This is a genomic window from Chryseobacterium barbadense, from assembly GCF_042849955.1.
In the GTDB taxonomy this organism is placed as follows: Bacteria; Bacteroidota; Bacteroidia; order Flavobacteriales; family Weeksellaceae; genus Chryseobacterium.
This window is the reverse complement of the sequence record NZ_BAAFHL010000020.1, coordinates 23,446-38,876: the sequence shown is the minus strand read 5'-3', so window position 1 is coordinate 38,876 and position 15,431 is coordinate 23,446. Positions and strand designations below refer to the sequence as shown.

General features: G+C 36.2%; 17 protein-coding genes. 5 read left to right on the top strand and 12 right to left on the bottom strand.

The features are described 5' to 3' along the window. The 11 genes from ACGHIN_RS09705 to ACGHIN_RS09655 form a co-directional block, all read right to left on the bottom strand. On the bottom strand, positions 1-549 hold the full coding sequence (locus ACGHIN_RS09705; RefSeq protein ID WP_390452911.1) for an LptE family protein: 549 nt from the start codon (positions 547-549) through the stop codon (positions 1-3). After that, complete coding sequence (locus ACGHIN_RS09700; RefSeq protein WP_390452910.1) at positions 539-1,234, bottom strand: hypothetical protein; 696 nt, start codon at positions 1,232-1,234, stop codon at positions 539-541. Before ACGHIN_RS09700 ends, ACGHIN_RS09705 begins: the two co-directional genes overlap by 11 nt. 6 nt (positions 1,235-1,240) lie before the next feature. Continuing rightward, positions 1,241-2,524, bottom strand: coding sequence for a sigma-54 interaction domain-containing protein (locus ACGHIN_RS09695; protein ID WP_390452908.1), 1,284 nt, complete (start codon positions 2,522-2,524; stop codon positions 1,241-1,243). 100 nt (positions 2,525-2,624) lie between these two features. Continuing rightward, complete coding sequence (locus ACGHIN_RS09690) at positions 2,625-3,050, bottom strand: hypothetical protein (RefSeq protein WP_390452906.1); 426 nt, start codon at positions 3,048-3,050, stop codon at positions 2,625-2,627. Positions 3,051-3,110: 60 nt separating this feature from the next. Beyond that, a complete protein-coding gene (miaB, locus tag ACGHIN_RS09685; RefSeq protein ID WP_390452905.1) occupies positions 3,111-4,553 on the bottom strand; it encodes a tRNA (N6-isopentenyl adenosine(37)-C2)-methylthiotransferase MiaB in 1,443 nt (480 codons plus the stop codon). A 94-nt stretch (positions 4,554-4,647) separates the two neighbouring features. Further along, complete coding sequence (locus ACGHIN_RS09680; RefSeq protein WP_390452903.1) at positions 4,648-5,373, bottom strand: energy transducer TonB; 726 nt, start codon at positions 5,371-5,373, stop codon at positions 4,648-4,650. 88 nt (positions 5,374-5,461) lie between these two features. Then, positions 5,462-5,944 (bottom strand): energy transducer TonB, encoded by a 483-nt coding sequence (locus tag ACGHIN_RS09675; protein ID WP_390452901.1) that lies wholly within the window; start codon positions 5,942-5,944, stop codon positions 5,462-5,464. Positions 5,945-6,048: 104 nt separating this feature from the next. Continuing rightward, positions 6,049-7,251: a diaminopimelate decarboxylase gene (gene lysA / locus ACGHIN_RS09670; RefSeq protein WP_390452940.1), complete on the bottom strand. Its 1,203-nt coding sequence runs from the start codon at positions 7,249-7,251 to the stop codon at positions 6,049-6,051. A 255-nt stretch (positions 7,252-7,506) separates the two neighbouring features. Next, positions 7,507-8,730 carry a 3'-5' exonuclease gene (locus ACGHIN_RS09665; RefSeq protein WP_390452899.1) on the bottom strand — a complete coding sequence of 408 codons (1,224 nt, stop codon included), beginning with the start codon at positions 8,728-8,730 and terminating at the stop codon, positions 7,507-7,509. 5 nt (positions 8,731-8,735) lie between these two features. Continuing rightward, complete coding sequence (locus ACGHIN_RS09660; RefSeq protein WP_390452897.1) at positions 8,736-9,092, bottom strand: hypothetical protein; 357 nt, start codon at positions 9,090-9,092, stop codon at positions 8,736-8,738. Positions 9,093-9,108: 16 nt separating this feature from the next. After that, the gene (locus tag ACGHIN_RS09655; RefSeq protein WP_390452896.1) at positions 9,109-10,635 is read right to left on the bottom strand and encodes a helicase HerA-like domain-containing protein; all 1,527 of its coding nucleotides are present in this window, start codon (positions 10,633-10,635) and stop codon (positions 9,109-9,111) included. A gap of 125 nt (positions 10,636-10,760) precedes the next feature. On the opposite strand from ACGHIN_RS09655, the gene ACGHIN_RS09650 reads away from it, so the two are divergent. The 4 genes from ACGHIN_RS09650 (at position 10,761) to ACGHIN_RS09635 (ending at position 14,021) form a co-directional block, all read left to right on the top strand. Next, the gene (locus ACGHIN_RS09650; RefSeq protein ID WP_390452894.1) at positions 10,761-11,816 is read left to right on the top strand and encodes a hypothetical protein; all 1,056 of its coding nucleotides are present in this window, start codon (positions 10,761-10,763) and stop codon (positions 11,814-11,816) included. 107 nt (positions 11,817-11,923) lie between these two features. Beyond that, positions 11,924-13,333, top strand: coding sequence for an MBL fold metallo-hydrolase (locus tag ACGHIN_RS09645; protein ID WP_390452892.1), 1,410 nt, complete (start codon positions 11,924-11,926; stop codon positions 13,331-13,333). Between the two features lies 1 nt (position 13,334). Next, positions 13,335-13,700, top strand: a complete 366-nt coding sequence (locus tag ACGHIN_RS09640) for a rhodanese-like domain-containing protein (RefSeq protein WP_390452890.1) — start codon at positions 13,335-13,337, stop codon at positions 13,698-13,700. Positions 13,701-13,721: 21 nt separating this feature from the next. Continuing rightward, entirely contained in the window at positions 13,722-14,021 is a 300-nt protein-coding gene (locus tag ACGHIN_RS09635; protein WP_390452889.1) for a thioredoxin family protein, read from the top strand. 33 nt (positions 14,022-14,054) lie between these two features. Here the strand turns inward: ACGHIN_RS09635 and ACGHIN_RS09630 are convergent, their stop codons facing one another. Then, on the bottom strand, positions 14,055-14,807 hold the full coding sequence (locus tag ACGHIN_RS09630) for a nitrilase-related carbon-nitrogen hydrolase (RefSeq protein ID WP_390452888.1): 753 nt from the start codon (positions 14,805-14,807) through the stop codon (positions 14,055-14,057). Between the two features lie 104 nt (positions 14,808-14,911). Here ACGHIN_RS09630 and ACGHIN_RS09625 point away from each other — a divergent pair, with 104 nt between their 5' ends. Beyond that, complete coding sequence (locus ACGHIN_RS09625) at positions 14,912-15,352, top strand: DUF6646 family protein (RefSeq protein ID WP_390452887.1); 441 nt, start codon at positions 14,912-14,914, stop codon at positions 15,350-15,352. The last annotated feature ends 79 nt before the right edge of the window (positions 15,353-15,431 follow it).

Sequence of the window (15,431 nt, the reverse complement as noted above, 5' to 3'; positions counted from 1 at the left end):
TTACCAATTCGCTACAATATCGTTAAATATTTTATTAATGATTCTATCTGTCACAATTTTCACCTGAGATGCTTCAATGTCACTTTGGGATAAATTGCTGTTGAATACGGCTTCATCAGAATAAGTTCTATCGAAACTTACATCCGGATGAAGTTTATTTTCATAATGTACTTTTACGGTAATCGTAAGTTTATTCTGTGATTCCTGGATAACTCCTCCTGTATTGGTAGTTTGGGTATTGGAACTAATGGTCGTAGGGGATATGGAGTAATCCGTGATCTCTCCTTCGATCAGAATATCCGGGTTTTCTTTGGTTCCTTTCAATGTTGTTCTTTGCAGGAACCTGTTTTGAATATCTGTGGAAAACTGCTGTGATAATGTTGGGTTTACATAGGCTGCATTATTAGGGAATTCATTAATCTGCACTGTTTTTTCATCAGTCAGAGACGATCCGGTAAAACTGTAGCACGAATGTAAAACACTCAGGCAAAGAAGCAAAAGCCCAACTAAAGACTGTTTTATAAAGATATTCTTGTTTTTAATATTCATTTTTCTGTCCGATTTCTTTGATCTCGTCATATTCAATCTGCTGAATGGCATCTTCAAAGGCAAAATAGTGAGTAGTATATAAATAGGGTAACGTTATCAGCAAGCCAATTCCACAAAGCAGGACTCCTAATTGGGAAAGAAAACTGATGACAATACTAAATAAGAAGATTGACAACAAGTTATCTTTAGTCATTATTTTAGACATATTCCAAGCTGTTTTGATGTCTCTTACTCCTCCCAGAGAGATCAGGGCCGGAATATAAAATGCTTTCAAAGCCAGATATATTATTGCAATGACGATCAAAAATACATAGAACATAAAGAACAATCCGAAAACAGGGGAAGGCTGTTCACCATTTCCCATAAAAGGAACGACAAAAAGCATAGGAATGTAAATGGCCAGTACAATCCCTATAATGATCAGCTGATAGATAATATACGCTGAAAAGTCATCAAAATTAAATATCTCCGAAGGATTGGCCTGTTGCCCTCTGTTTACTTTTCTGCAATATTTATAAAAGTTTCCTGCAGCCATCAGACCACAGAATGGAATGATGGATAAGACCATGCAAAAAATAAAAGCCAATAAGAAATTTCCAAAATCTTTCTTTAAAAGCTCATACCCTTTGTTGAGATATTCATTGAATTTAAAATTAATGGGTCTTGCTGTGATTGATTTACTCATATTTGTCTATTCTTCCAGGTTATATTGTTTTATTTTTCTATATAATGTTCTTTGTGAAATGCCTAATTCATCTGCCGCTTTATTTCTGCGTCCTTTATGCTTTTCCAGCGCTTTGATGATCAGATCTTTTTCATTATTCTGCAATGAAAGTGATTCCGGCTGGTTCTCTTCCACTTCAATATCTTCCACATCTTCATAGCTGTCATCAGGATTTGAAATAATCGTCGGGGTCTGAACCGGGTTGTTATTATTTTCAAAATACAATAATGAATTCGGGTTGACGGCTTGTTGAGATTCAGGAGTGTAAATTCTGTTAATCAGGCTTTTTTCATGACTGCTCAGATCTGCCGTTCCTCTGTTCTTTATCAGTTCCGAAGTTAAGGATTTTAAATCATTAATATCACTTCGCATATCAAAGAGGATCTTATACATGATCTCTCTTTCACTTGCAAAATCGTTTTGCTTGGGTGTATTAGGCGTATTAACGACCATTGGAAGGTGGCTTTCCATCGGGATATATTCCGCCAGTTTTTCTACGGTAACATTTCTGTTTCTCTCTACGACGGTCATTTGTTCCACCAGATTTCTCAATTGACGGACGTTCCCCGGAAAGGTATAATTTTCAATATAATGAACGGCGCTTGGATCCAGCTCCAATTCCGGCATTCTGTATTTTTCGGCAAAATCGATAGCAAATTTTCTGAACAGCAGGTGAATATCCCCTTTTCTGTCTCTTAACGGCGGCATGTCGATCTGCACCGTATTCAGACGGTAATATAAATCTTCTCGGAATCTTCCGTCCTGGATAGCCTTCATCATGTTTACATTGGTGGCAGCCACAATCCTTACATTCGTTTTCTGTACCTGCGAAGAACCTACTTTCATGAACTCTCCGCTTTCTAGAACCCTTAACAAACGTACCTGTGTCTGCAATGGCAATTCTCCTACCTCATCCAAAAAGATCGTTCCTCCGTCTGCCACTTCAAAATATCCTTTCCTCGTGGCTGTAGCTCCCGTGAAGGCTCCTTTTTCATGTCCGAACAATTCGGAGTCTATGGTCCCTTCCGGAATAGCTCCGCAATTCACTACAATATAAGGCTGGTGTTTTCTTCTGGATTCCGAATGAATAATTTTGGGGATGAATTCCTTTCCTACACCACTTTCTCCAATAACCAATACTGAAATATCTGTTGGTGCTACCTGGATCGCTTTTTCCAAAGCACGATTTAAGGCCGGAAAGTTTCCGATAATTCCGAAACGGTTTTTTATATTTTGTAACTCGTTGCTCATAAGTAAATGTTAGATTATGGTTTTAATTACAATTCTACTGATCTGATTTTTGTAGAATTCCGGTTAATTTTTTAAAATTTGAATGTCTTTTTTCTAATTATTAACCTAATAAATCCAAATAATCTTTGTTCCTGATTTTCGAAACTATGGTTCTAAAATATAACGTTCCTGTAGAACTATTCTTATTATAACTTTTAAAATTTACCCTTACAAGATCATGCTTTTTAATTCCAAGACAGGGAACAGCATCATGAGGATTAACCTTGTTGTATTCTTTTTCAAAGCCTGCTTTTCCTATAACACCAATTGCATTCTGCTTATGATGTATCGCATGATAATATTTTGGCTTTTTTGAAGCACAGCTCTGGTGTGTATCCCCAGGCTTCTGCCCTAAAAGCTGAGTATATATTTCACACAGGTTGTTGTATTCGGTAGGCTCAGTGCTACCATTAGCGATCTGTGCTGGAATATTTCCACAAATTATCACCAATAAAACACTGAGGCAATATTTCTGCAATTTTTCCATTGTCTGAGCTTATTAAAAGGTGTTGATAATAATTTGTTATTCATAAAATTCCTGAAAAGGTTATTTATTCTCTACTGTTTCCCCTAAAAGTGTGCCTTGTGTATTATTAAAGACAAAAACGTCCACAATGTCACCAATTTTCTGGCCATCCAATTTATCGAATACGCAAACGGCATTCTGAGAATTTCTTCCTTTCCATTGATTTTCATTCTTTTTAGAGGTTCCTTCAATAAGGATCTGATGTACTCTTCCTACATAAGAAGCCATACGTTTTCTTGAAAGTTCACCCTGTAAAGCAATTACTTCCGCAAGACGTCTCTGTTTAATATCTGCAGGAATATTGTCTTCCAGTTTTTTGTGAGCCGGAGTTCCCGGTCTTTCAGAGTAAGCGAACATATATCCGTAATCATATTCCACTTCTCTCATCAAGCTTAGAGTATCCTGATGATCTTGTTCCGTTTCGTTACAAAAGCCAACGATCATATCCTGTGAAAAGGCAATGTCCGGAACAATAGTTTTAGCTTCTCTCACTAAATCCAGATATTCCTGACGGGTATGCTGCCTGTTCATCAGCTGCAGCATATTGTCGCTTCCACTCTGAACTGGCAGATGGACATATTTACAAATATTATCATGCTTTGCGATCATTCTGAATACATCCAGGCTCATATCCTGAGGGTTGGATGTAGAGAATCTGATTCTCATGTCAGGTACAGCTTTAGCAACAAGATCAAGGAGCTGTGCGAAGTTTACGGCTGTAGCTTTCTGCATTTCAGATGCTTTTGCGAAGTCTTTTTTAGGGCCGCCTCCATACCAAAGGTAAGAGTCTACATTTTGTCCCAATAAGGTAATTTCTTTATACCCATTGTTCCAAAGGCCTTTACATTCCTCAATAATAGAATGTGGATCGCGGCTTCTTTCTCTTCCTCTTGTGAATGGTACCACACAGAAGGTACACATGTTATCGCAACCTCTTGTAATGGTAACAAAAGCTGTCACTCCATTTCCGCCTAAACGGACAGGATTGATATCTGCATAGGTTTCTTCTTTGGAAAGAATGACGTTGATGGCATCTCTTCCGTCTTCAGTCTCTTTTAAAAGGTTAGGTAAATCCCTGTATGCATCGGGACCTACAACAAGATCTACTAATTGTTCTTCTTCTAAAAACTTAGTTTTTAATCTTTCCGCCATGCATCCTAAAACCCCAACGGTCATGTTTGGTTTTTCTTTCTTAAGATTTTTGAATTGAGAAAGACGCATTCTTACGGTTTGCTCTGCTTTCTCACGAATAGAACATGTATTTAAAAGAATAAGATCGGCTTCCTCGGCTTTCAGGGTTGTATTGTAACCTTGCTCGTTAAGGATAGAGGCAACGATCTCGGAATCAGAGAAATTCATCTGACAGCCATAGCTTTCCAAGAATAATTTCTTGGAATTCCCCTCCTTTTCTGCAATAGCAAAAGCTTCTCCCTGTTTTGTTTCATCTATATATTTTTCCTGCACTTTTATAAATCTTAAATTTATGAATCAGACATGGTCCTGATTCAAAAATAGTTTAGTTTGCAAAGATACAAAATATTGTGACAGAATGGCAGGATTATCTCTCCCGAAAATTTGTGGAAAAATTCATTGGATATACAAATCTCTCTTTAATTGGGATATTTAAATATAATGCAGGCTTCCAAGTTTCTTTTAATCTTGAAAGGGTTCGCAGAAAATCTATATTAAATTTTTTATCACTTATCTGAGGATAAATCCTTGAGTTTGTGATATGACCCTCTTTATCAATATAAAATTCAAGATTAATAGTCCCATTAATATGATAGTCGGCAAAAAGGGCCATAAACTCGTCATGAAAATCTCTATGAAAGGCTTTATCACCTTTAGGATATTGAGCAGAAATCACAAAATTATTAGCATTATATTTATCTTTGTAATTGCTCATTATATCTTTCGGATAAAATATAAATTCGGTAATAGCGCCTATTTTCCCCCCTTTCACTTCTGCGGATTTCCAATGTTTAAGATTCTTGATAATTTCAATTGATAAGTCATATGCGCATTTATTTTTTGCAATATAAGCCGTATCATTGTCTTTTACCACTTTAACAACAGCATCTTTAGTCACTAAAATCCTAGGCTGATATATCTCCCTTGCATCACATTCTTTAAAATTATTGTTCAGAAGGTAATCATGTGCTTCTTTATAGAAGTTTGTTAAACCACCCTCATAAAAGTCCTGTTTTTTAGGATATTCATCAAGAACTTGTGCATTACAGAAAGACAAAGATATCAAGCAAAAAACAATAATATTCTTAATCATGGTCAAATGGTTTGTTGTAAAATTAATTTTAATTATTTTCTTTGAGGCGATTGGTTCCTTTTTAATCTGTAAAATACTTCCCTTAGTACTACATATCCGCAGAAAGCGAAGAAAAATTCATTTTCAGTTTCATTTCAGATTTTACGGGTTGGCCGTTACATACAGCCGGAGCCCAGTTTTTCTTAATTCTTCTTACGACATATTGCATATCATCGAAGAATATTTCGCTGTTTACAACTTTTGGGTCTCCCTCGACATCGACTACTTTACCAGTAGCATCAATGGTAAGGGTAAAAGTAAATTCTCCGTTTAATGTATAGAAATCCGAATTTAAATAAGTATACATATATTTTTTAAGAATTTCTTTATATGCAGAGGCACCTCCTTCAAAACTTGCCGGCTTAAAATCATTGCAGCTTTTTATACCCACCTGCATAAAAGGCTCTTTGATATCTATTTTTAAAATATTCTTATTATTTTCTGTGATGAAAGAATCATCTCTGTCTTCGAGATCCTGGGCAAATGAAAAGCCTGCGAAGAAAATTCCTATTAATAATGCTAATGCTTTCATAAGATTTCTATTTGTGATTATACTGCAAAATTACAATTTACAAAAAGAAAAACTTCACACTGTTGTGTGAAGTTTTCTTTTATTTATTTCAATTCTGATAAAAGCTACAATACTTCTATCTGGTTTCTCAACAGGTCTTCAAACTCGTCTCTTTTACGGATCAAATGAGCTTTACCATCCAGGAATAAAACTTCCGCAGGCTTTAGTCTTGAATTAAAATTGGAGCTCATTTCAAAACCGTATGCTCCTGCATTATGGAAAGCCAGGATATCGCCTTCTCTTACTTCATTCAGTTTTCTGTCCCATGCGAAAGTATCCGTTTCGCAGATATTCCCTACGACAGTGTAGATTCTTTCCGCTCCCTTCGGGTTAGATAAGTTTTCGATTACATGGTAAGAATCATAGAACATTGGACGGATTAAATGGTTAAACCCGGAGTTGACTCCTACAAAAACCGTTGCTGTCGTTTGCTTGATTACATTGGCTTTTACCAAAAGGTAACCGCTTTTTCCTACCAAAAATTTCCCGGGCTCAAACCAAAGTTCGAACTTTCTTCCGTTTGTTTTCGCAAATTCAGAAAGTACTTTCTCTACTTTTTTACCTAAAGTTTTCACATCCGTCTCCATTTCACTATCCTGATAAGGAATTTTGAAACCGCTTCCCATATCCAGATATTTTAAATTAGGGAAATGCTCGGAAAGTTCCAGCATAATATCCAATGCCTGAATAAATACTTCCGGATCTTTAATTTCACTCCCGGTATGCATATGAAGACCTTCTACATTTAAATTAGTTGTTTTCATTACCCTTTCGATGTGACGAAGCTGGTGAATGGAGATCCCGAATTTGCTGTCTATATGCCCTGTAGAGATTTTATAGTTTCCTCCCGCAAAAATGTGCGGATTGATTCTTACAAAAATCGGATAGGTATTTCCGTATTTATTCCCAAACTGTTCAAGGATAGAAATATTATCAATATTAATATGTACTCCATACTGCATAGCTTCTTCAATTTCAGCCAGATCAACACAATTGGGAGTAAACAATATTTTTTCTTTCGGAAAACCCGCTTTTAGACCCAGTTTAACTTCATTAATTGATACACAGTCCAAAGAAGCACCCAGGCTCTTGACGTATTTTAAGATATTTATGTTGGTTAATGCCTTTGCAGCATAAAAGAACTTCGTATGTTTTAAAAAAGAAGATGTAAGTTTCTCGTATTGAGTTTTAATAGATTCAGCATCGTAAACGTACACCGGTGTGCCATATTCATTGGCAATCTGTAGCAAATCTTTTGAATTCATAATTAATAAGGTAAACTTCTTTTTTGTTAATAAGAAAGTGCAAAGGTACTAAGAAATTGTTTATAATTTAAAATCAACAACATAGAACATTATTCTTTTAATTTCATTTTTTCAGAATAAAAAACTTTTAAAGGTTACTTTAAAAGCTTTTTATTTTAGCTATTTGAACAATTCCCAATTGAAGAAAACCAGTTAAAATCAGAATCAGACAAACTAACCGCACTACAAAATTATGCGGAACCTTATCGATTTAAGAAGTTACTTTGGCAATGGCAGCGTTTCGAAATCGCCACGAAGTAAGGCCAACTGCAGTTCATTATTTAAATCCGATGAAGAAACAGGAAGGTCTATTTTTAGCTTAGAAAGCTTACTTAAAGTCTGAATCTGAGTAAAAAGCTCATAAAAACCATAGGAACTCACTTTTCCGTTTTCTATGATCAAAAATAATTTTTCTCCAAGCTTCCTTCCCTGCCCAAGCCAAAGTTCATTTCTTTTTTTGAAATCTATTTTTTTCTTGAAAGAATTGATTTCTTTGAAAGCTTCCTGTGTGTTAATAAACTGAATCGCTTTAGACCCCTGTGTAAACGATCTGAATTTTAAAATCGGTTTTTCAGTTTTATTCAGTTTATTTTTCTCTACAATATATTTATTGTTTCTGAAATAAAGGCCGAAAGGAAAGGCTTCTCTTTTCTTTATATTTTTGGAATTCAGGATAAGCTTAGCGATGATATCAGTTCCGGTAAGTTCAAAATTAACCTGTTCCGTATTTTTTTGAATCTCATCCCATTTTTTGGACTTAGAATTAAAGACCTTTTTTGAAAACTTATTAATATCCTGAACATGATCCGTAAAAACAATTTTTCCAGCCTCATCCTGAAAGTAAACAAAACCTTTTTCATTGGGAAGGTCCTGAGTTAATTCCTTGATTTTATTGATATAGGTTTTGGCATTGGTTTCCTCATGCTGTTTCTGAATGATTTCATTTTCTGTATCTTTTGAAATCAAAAGCTTGAATAATTCCAATGTTGCTCTGGCATCCCCTTCTGCTCTATGATGGTTGGTTAAAGGAATTCCTAATGATCTGACCAATTTCCCCAAAGAATAGCTTACTTCGTCCGGAATAAGCTTCTGCGCCAGAGGAATCGTATCCAAGGTATTGATTTTAAAATCATAACCCAGCCTTTTGAAAGACTGACGCAGCATCCTGTAGTCAAAATCAATATTATGCCCCACAAGAGTCGTATTTTCCGTAATCTCAATAACCCTGCGGGCAATTTCATGGAATTTGGGTGCCGTCTTAACCATTTTAGGAGTAATGCTGGTTAATTTTTGCACAAAAGGGGTAATATCGCTTTCAGGGTTGACCAGAGAAATAAACTGATCGACAATTTTCTGACCATCATACCTGTAAATAGCAATATCTATAATGCATTCTTTTCTATAACCTGCACCATTACTTTCTATATCTATTATTGAATACATCTACTTTATCTGTTAACAACTAACTTTGTGTGATTAATGTTAATAATTCCTGTCATAAGAAGCCCGAAACAGAGCGTTATCAAGCTCAATACATAACCTATGCCATACGTCCAAAGCCGGTTCAGATGCTTCGGCTGATTTTGCATGCCCTGAGAAACAAAAATTGCTAAAAGAATATATAGACAGAATAAAAAAACACTTCCTCCATAAATCTGATATATTCTTTTTTTATTGATGTGTAAAGGCGATATCGCTAATATAACAAAAATAATATCAAAAAAACTAAGGCGTCTATAAACACCATTCATCATTAAATCCAAGACAGCCAAATCGATAAAATAGAAAGGTGATAATTTTTTCATGGTTATTGTTTTTAGTTTATCTCCTTCTTCCTCCCAATCCAAACATTCCTAAGATGGCTTTGGCTCCTTCTCTCATTAATGTGCTGGTAAATGTTCTTCCGGCTTTGCTTTGTAATACCTGTTCAAACATTCCCGGCTCTTCTTTTACCGGTTTTGTTTTTTGTGTTGGGGCTGAATTTTGAACAGCCTGTTCCATTCTGTTGACTAACATTTCATAAGCGGATTCACTATCTACAACCTGTTCATATTTAGCGACCAACGCAGATTTACTCGTTAATTCTGAAACTTCAGCATCATTAAGAACGTCCATTCGAGATTCCGGTGAGATCAGATACGTATGCACTAAAGGAGTTGGAATTCCTTTTTCATCCAAAGCCGTTACAAATGCTTCTCCAATCCCTAAATTCTGGATCAGGGTGGAAGCATCATAAAACTCCGTAGTCGGATAATTTTCTACCGCTTTTGATATTTCTTTTTTATCTTTTGCCGTAAATCCTCTTAAAGCATGCTGAATTTTCAATCCTAACTGTGAAAGCACATTTTCAGGAACATCTCCCGGAATTTGGGTGATAAAATAAATTCCGACTCCTTTGGAGCGAATCAGTTTTACCATAGTTTCAATTTGTGACAACAATGCTTTGGAAGATTCATCAAAAATCAGGTGAGCTTCATCAATAAATAACACTAATTTTGGTTTTCCACTATCTCCTTCCTCCGGAAACGTCATATAGATTTCAGCAAAAAGTGACAACATGAACGTAGAGAAAAGTTGAGGCTTATTCTGAATATCTGCCACTCTTAAAATATTGACAACCCCTTTTCCATCTCTTGTCTGAAGCAAATCCTCAACGTCGAAGCTTAATTCTCCGAAGAAACCTGCGGCTCCCTGCTGCTCCAACGCTACGATAGATCGTAAGATGGCACCGAGTGAAGCTGGCGCAATGGAACCATAATTGGCAGAAAGCTCGGCTTTGCCCTGTGGATTATCCGTTACATATTGTAAAACTTTCTTCAGGTCATTAAGATCAATCAGCGGCAGACCTTTATCATCACAATATTTAAAAACGATAGACATGATACTTTGCTGAGTATCATTCAATTCTAAAATCTTGCTCAACAAAACCGGACCAAATTCCGTAACCGTAGCTCTTAATTTGACACCTTTTCCTCCGGAAATGCTCATGAGCTCCACCGGAAAAGCCTGCGGGTTGTAAGGCAGTTGCGTTTTTGCATACCTTTCTTCAATAATGGAATTCTTCTCTCCAGATTCTGCAATGCCGGAAAAATCACCTTTGATATCTAAAACCAAGGACGGAACTCCTGCGTGGGAAAGCTGTTCGGCAAAAACCTGCAATGTTTTGGTTTTTCCTGTTCCCGTAGCCCCGGCTATAAGGCCATGACGATTGATGGTTTTTAAAGGGATGGTAACGTTTACTTCAGGAACAACTTCTCCGTCTAACATTCCCTTTCCTAATATAATATGCTCTCCTTTCGGAGTGTACCTTGCGTTGAGTTCTTCAATAAATTGCGCTTTGTCTGCCATTTGATATTTTTAACCTATAAATATAAAGTTTTTTATAAAATATTTACGTATCAAAGTAATAATATAAATATGTTCTGTTATTATTGTCTGTAATATTTTTTAATTTAGTCCCCTTAACACAACCTATGATAAAGAGGAATCTTCTTTTAATTTTTTGCTTAATTTTTGTTACAGCTTTATCTCAAAATAGAAAGCAAGCCATTGATCTGAAAATAAAAAATGACTATACCCATGTATGGACGAAAACCCTTTTCCCAACGTTATGGTCCGGTTTTCAGAGAGAAGCCGTTTTTTCTTATGACCTAAAAAACAAGCACATTGCCGTAAGCTATGTACAGCAAATATCTAAAAAGAGTAAAACTGTTATTAATATTTATCTTTACCCTAAGGAGATGGTAGACAATCAATTGTTGCGGGACGAGTTTTATTCATACGACTATGTGCTCAATCAAAACTCTAATAAAAACATTGAGTTAAAACCTTTATTCGGAAATCTGTCAAATGATAGTCTGAGAGTAAATTACATCTATACTGTTTTCAATAATTCAATGGGTCAGTCTGATTTTTTCAAAGGGGTAAAATATGTTAATAAAAATTCTTTGCTTTCCATTTATGAGTGTGGTGGCTGGGGTTTTAAAATAAGAATCTCCAGTGATGAAATGACCGAGGGGCAATTAAAGGAACTCAAAAACAAAGCTGAGCAGTATTTCAACGTTTTACAGATAGCCTCCATAAAAACCCTTCCGAAATACGATGCCCCAGGTATCCTTTTATCTCCAGTTGTAAAACGAGATTCTATGATGATCAAGGCAATCTCAGAAGCAGCCAGAGCAAAAATTGACTGGATGGCAAGGAATTTGGATCGAAAGGATTTTTTAACGGGTTTCAATGATGTAAATATTGATTCTGAAGTTTATTCTCTTCAAAAAATGCTTGAATATTATAAAATTCATGAAAAAGACGGAGAAATGACAGACGACACCAAAAAGTATTTTGCTGAAATGATCAGAATCTCAGAAAGCGACAGATTAAAAGATCATATTTATGAGAAATATCATGGTATAATTAATTATCCTGAAGGAGAATCACGAAAAGCAGATTACATTCAATTCAAAATAGATAAGAATATTTCCGAAAATACGAATGAAATTTTTTATAAAATCTTTTATGAATTAGAATAATTCCCTACTTTATAGATTTATTCTATCGGTACCGATGTTTTATTTTAGCCGGTTTTAAAAAAATAAACACGATTTTTGTACTTTAATAATAAAAGCTACCTCAATAAATGAAAGTTGAACAAATATATACAGGATGTCTGGCTCAGGGTGCGTACTATATAGTATCAGAAAATGAAGCTGCCATTATAGATCCTCTAAGAGAAGTAAAACCTTACCTGGATCGTCTGGAGAAAGACAAGGTAACTTTAAAATATATTTTCGAAACTCATTTTCACGCCGATTTTGTTTCGGGGCATTTAGATCTAAGTCAAAAAACAGGGGCCCCTATTGTGTATGGGCCTACAGCTCAGCCGCAATTTGAAGCCATTATTGCGGAAGACAATCAGGTTTTCAATATCGGAAAGATAAAAATAAAAGTACTACACACTCCTGGCCATACGATGGAGAGTACAACTTATCTTTTAATTGATGAAAATGGTGTTGAAAATGCAATTTTTACAGGGGACACCCTTTTTCTGGGAGATGTTGGAAGACCTGATCTTGCCCAAAAAGCAACTAATTTAACCCAGGAAGATCTGGCGGGAATTTTATATGACAGCCTGCAGAACAAAATCATGCCTTTAGACGACAGTATTACGGTGTACCCTGCACATGGAGCAGGCTCTGCCTGTGGGAAAAACATGCAAAAGGAAACCGTAGACATCTTAGGGAATCAGAAAAAAACCAATTACGCATTGAATCAGCCGGATAAGGAGTCTTTCATCAGGGAAGTTCTGGATGGGCTTACTGCTCCGCCAAAATACTTCGGAATGAACGTTGCTATGAATAAAGGAGGCTATGAAAGTCTTGATGTGGTTATGGATAAAGGTTTAACCCCTATTCCCGTAGAAGATTTCGAAGCCTACGCAGAAGAAACCGGTGCTTTGATCCTGGATACCAGAAGTGCCGCAGAGTTCCACAAAGGGTTTATTCCCAACTCTATCAATATAGGACTGAAAGGTGATTTTGCCCCTTGGGTAGGAACTTTGATTGTAGATGTAAAACATCCGATTCTATTGGTTTCTGATGAAGGAACCGAGGAAGAAGTTATCACAAGATTAAGCAGGGTCGGTTTCGATCATGTATTAGGATATTTAAAAGGCGGTTTTGAAGCCTGGAAATCCTCAGATAAAGAGATTGATGAAATTAAAAGAATATCCCCTGCTGAATTTGCTGAGCAATTTACCGGAAATTCTACTGTAATAGATGTGAGAAAGCTTACAGAATACTCAGCAGAACATATCGCTAATGCTTATAACAAACCTTTGGACACCATCAGTGATTGGGTAAGTTCTATTGATGATTCTGAGCATTTCTTTTTACATTGTGCGGGAGGATACCGAAGCATGATCGCAGCCAGCATCCTTAACTCACACGGAATCAGAAATTTCACTGAAATAGAAGGCGGATTCAACGGGATCAAAAAGACGGAAAAATTTCCGACAACAGATTTCGTCTGCCAGTCTAAAACATTGTAGAATGAAAAATATATTCTTCGGCTTTGTTCTGGTCACCTCTCTTGTATTGAGCTCATGTAAAACAGCATCAAAACCGTCAGTGACTGCATTAAATATCATAGACGTTGTCAGCAGCCCCGATGTAACATTGGTAGATGTAAGAATTCCTGAACAATATGCGGAGGGAACAGCAAAAAATGCCATCAATATTCCTCTGGCGGAAATTCAAAACAATATTGAAGCTCTCAAAGGTAAAAAAGTGGTGGTATTTTGTAATAAAGGAATGCAGGCCGATCAGGCGATGGATATTCTAAAGAAAAACGGGATTGAAGCTTATGATGGTACAACATGGAAAAACGTAAAAGCTATCCAGGAACAAAAACAATAAATTAAAGCTAAAATTAGAGCTATGTCACAAAAATTTCAAGAAATCATTAATTCCGAGAGACCCGTTCTCATTGACTTCTTTGCAACCTGGTGTCAGCCATGCAAGGTTCAGTCTTCGGTTTTAAATACGGTAAAAGAAAACGTAGGTGAAGGCGCAAGAATCATCAAAGTGGATGTGGACCAGTATCCGGCTTTGGCAGCACAATATGGCGTTCGCGGAGTGCCTACTCTGGCGATTTTTAAAAATGGCGAAATGCTGTGGAAAGAAAGCGGAGTACATGATGTCAATACATTAACTCAACTTTTGAAACAATATATTTAAATAAAAACCCTGTGAGTTTCACAGGGTTTGTTTTTATAATTCTATGGAAAAACGATCCCTGTCATTCAGAAACTGGAAATGATTTCTGAAATCTTTCAACTCATCCAAATTCAATTCAGCAGCAACTAAATTTCCGGTTTTTTGAGAGATCTTGGTTCCATCCGCAAAAAAACAATGAGAGCTTTCCTGATAAAAAAGATGATTCCCATCCGTTCCTATCCTGTTAAGTCCAAAGACAAAAGATAAATTTTCAATAGCTCTGGCTTTTAAAAGATGTTCCCAAGCTTCCACTCTTTTTTGAGGCCAATTGGCAACATACAAAACAGCATCATAATCATCATTATTTCTGGCAAACACCGGAAATCGGAGGTCATAGCAAACTTGCAACAGAAACCGGATTCCTTTGTAATTGACAACCACTCTTTCTTTTCCCGGAGTATATACTTTATCTTCCCCCGAAAAAGAAAATAAATGTCTTTTATCATAATGAACAGTTTCCCCATTAGGTTGAACAAAATACATCCTGTTATAAAAACTTCCGTCCTGTTCAACAGGAGCGCTTCCACAAAAAGCGGCATTCTTTTCTTTCGATATTTTTCCCAGAAATTCCAGGGACTCGTAATTCCTGTCCGAAACTTCAGCAGCATCCATGCAAAAACCGGTTGAAAACATTTCGGGAAGGAGAAAAATATCGGCTTCCTGATTTTCAAGTTGCTTTTCAATCTGTTGAAAGTTGGCTGTTTTATCTTTCCAGGTAATATCTAAATTAAGTCCCGTAATTTTCATAAAATCGTATTCAAAATCTCTATAAAAATAAGATTTTTAATTGATTTCGGTTTCATTTTTGCTTCTCATTATTTTCGGATAGTAACAATAAACATTTAAAATTTATGAAGAAATTAGTTTTTATGTTGATGGTGGTTTTTCTAGGAACGGCTGCCAGTGCACAGGCATGGACGGGGAAAGGAGATCAGAAAATACAATTAGGGCTTAATGCCTGGGGATATGGGACCGGTGTTACGGGAACGTATGATTATGGTCTGAATAAGCTCCTATCAATCGGAGCAGGATTGAATGCTTATTTTGATGGCTATAAGGATGATGATAAAGACAACAGGGTGTTTGTTTTCGGAAGATTAAATTTCCATCTTCAGGAAGCACTACAGCTTCCGGAGCAATGGGATATTTATCCGGGCGTTGACCTTGGAGTTCTTGGAAAAGATTTTGGAATAGGCGCTCACATTGGTGCCCGTTACTTTTTCAATGATAAAATAGGTGTTTTTGCAGAAGTTGGTAACAATGGCAGCCTTGGTGTTTCATTTAATTTATAAGGAACCATCATAAATATGACAAAGCTTCTCTTTTCGGGAAGCTTTTTTATTTGGCATAGTTTTGATAATTGTTACCTTT

Excerpts from the sequence above, each read along its gene's own strand:
- ACGHIN_RS09705 (WP_390452911.1), bottom strand. The coding sequence starts at position 549 with ATGAATATTAAAAACAAGAATATCTTTATAAAACAGTCTTTAGTTGGG.
- ACGHIN_RS09700 (WP_390452910.1), bottom strand. The coding sequence starts at position 1,234 with ATGAGTAAATCAATCACAGCAAGACCCATTAATTTTAAATTCAATGAA.
- ACGHIN_RS09695 (WP_390452908.1), bottom strand. The coding sequence starts at position 2,524 with ATGAGCAACGAGTTACAAAATATAAAAAACCGTTTCGGAATTATCGGA.
- ACGHIN_RS09690 (WP_390452906.1), bottom strand. The coding sequence starts at position 3,050 with ATGGAAAAATTGCAGAAATATTGCCTCAGTGTTTTATTGGTGATAATT.
- ACGHIN_RS09680 (WP_390452903.1), bottom strand. The coding sequence starts at position 5,373 with ATGATTAAGAATATTATTGTTTTTTGCTTGATATCTTTGTCTTTCTGT.
- ACGHIN_RS09675 (WP_390452901.1), bottom strand. The coding sequence starts at position 5,944 with ATGAAAGCATTAGCATTATTAATAGGAATTTTCTTCGCAGGCTTTTCA.
- ACGHIN_RS09665 (WP_390452899.1), bottom strand. The coding sequence starts at position 8,730 with ATGTATTCAATAATAGATATAGAAAGTAATGGTGCAGGTTATAGAAAA.
- ACGHIN_RS09660 (WP_390452897.1), bottom strand. The coding sequence starts at position 9,092 with ATGAAAAAATTATCACCTTTCTATTTTATCGATTTGGCTGTCTTGGAT.
- ACGHIN_RS09655 (WP_390452896.1), bottom strand. The coding sequence starts at position 10,635 with ATGGCAGACAAAGCGCAATTTATTGAAGAACTCAACGCAAGGTACACT.
- ACGHIN_RS09650 (WP_390452894.1), top strand. The coding sequence starts at position 10,761 with ATGATAAAGAGGAATCTTCTTTTAATTTTTTGCTTAATTTTTGTTACA.
- ACGHIN_RS09645 (WP_390452892.1), top strand. The coding sequence starts at position 11,924 with ATGAAAGTTGAACAAATATATACAGGATGTCTGGCTCAGGGTGCGTAC.
- ACGHIN_RS09640 (WP_390452890.1), top strand. The coding sequence starts at position 13,335 with ATGAAAAATATATTCTTCGGCTTTGTTCTGGTCACCTCTCTTGTATTG.
- ACGHIN_RS09635 (WP_390452889.1), top strand. The coding sequence starts at position 13,722 with ATGTCACAAAAATTTCAAGAAATCATTAATTCCGAGAGACCCGTTCTC.
- ACGHIN_RS09630 (WP_390452888.1), bottom strand. The coding sequence starts at position 14,807 with ATGAAAATTACGGGACTTAATTTAGATATTACCTGGAAAGATAAAACA.
- ACGHIN_RS09625 (WP_390452887.1), top strand. The coding sequence starts at position 14,912 with ATGAAGAAATTAGTTTTTATGTTGATGGTGGTTTTTCTAGGAACGGCT.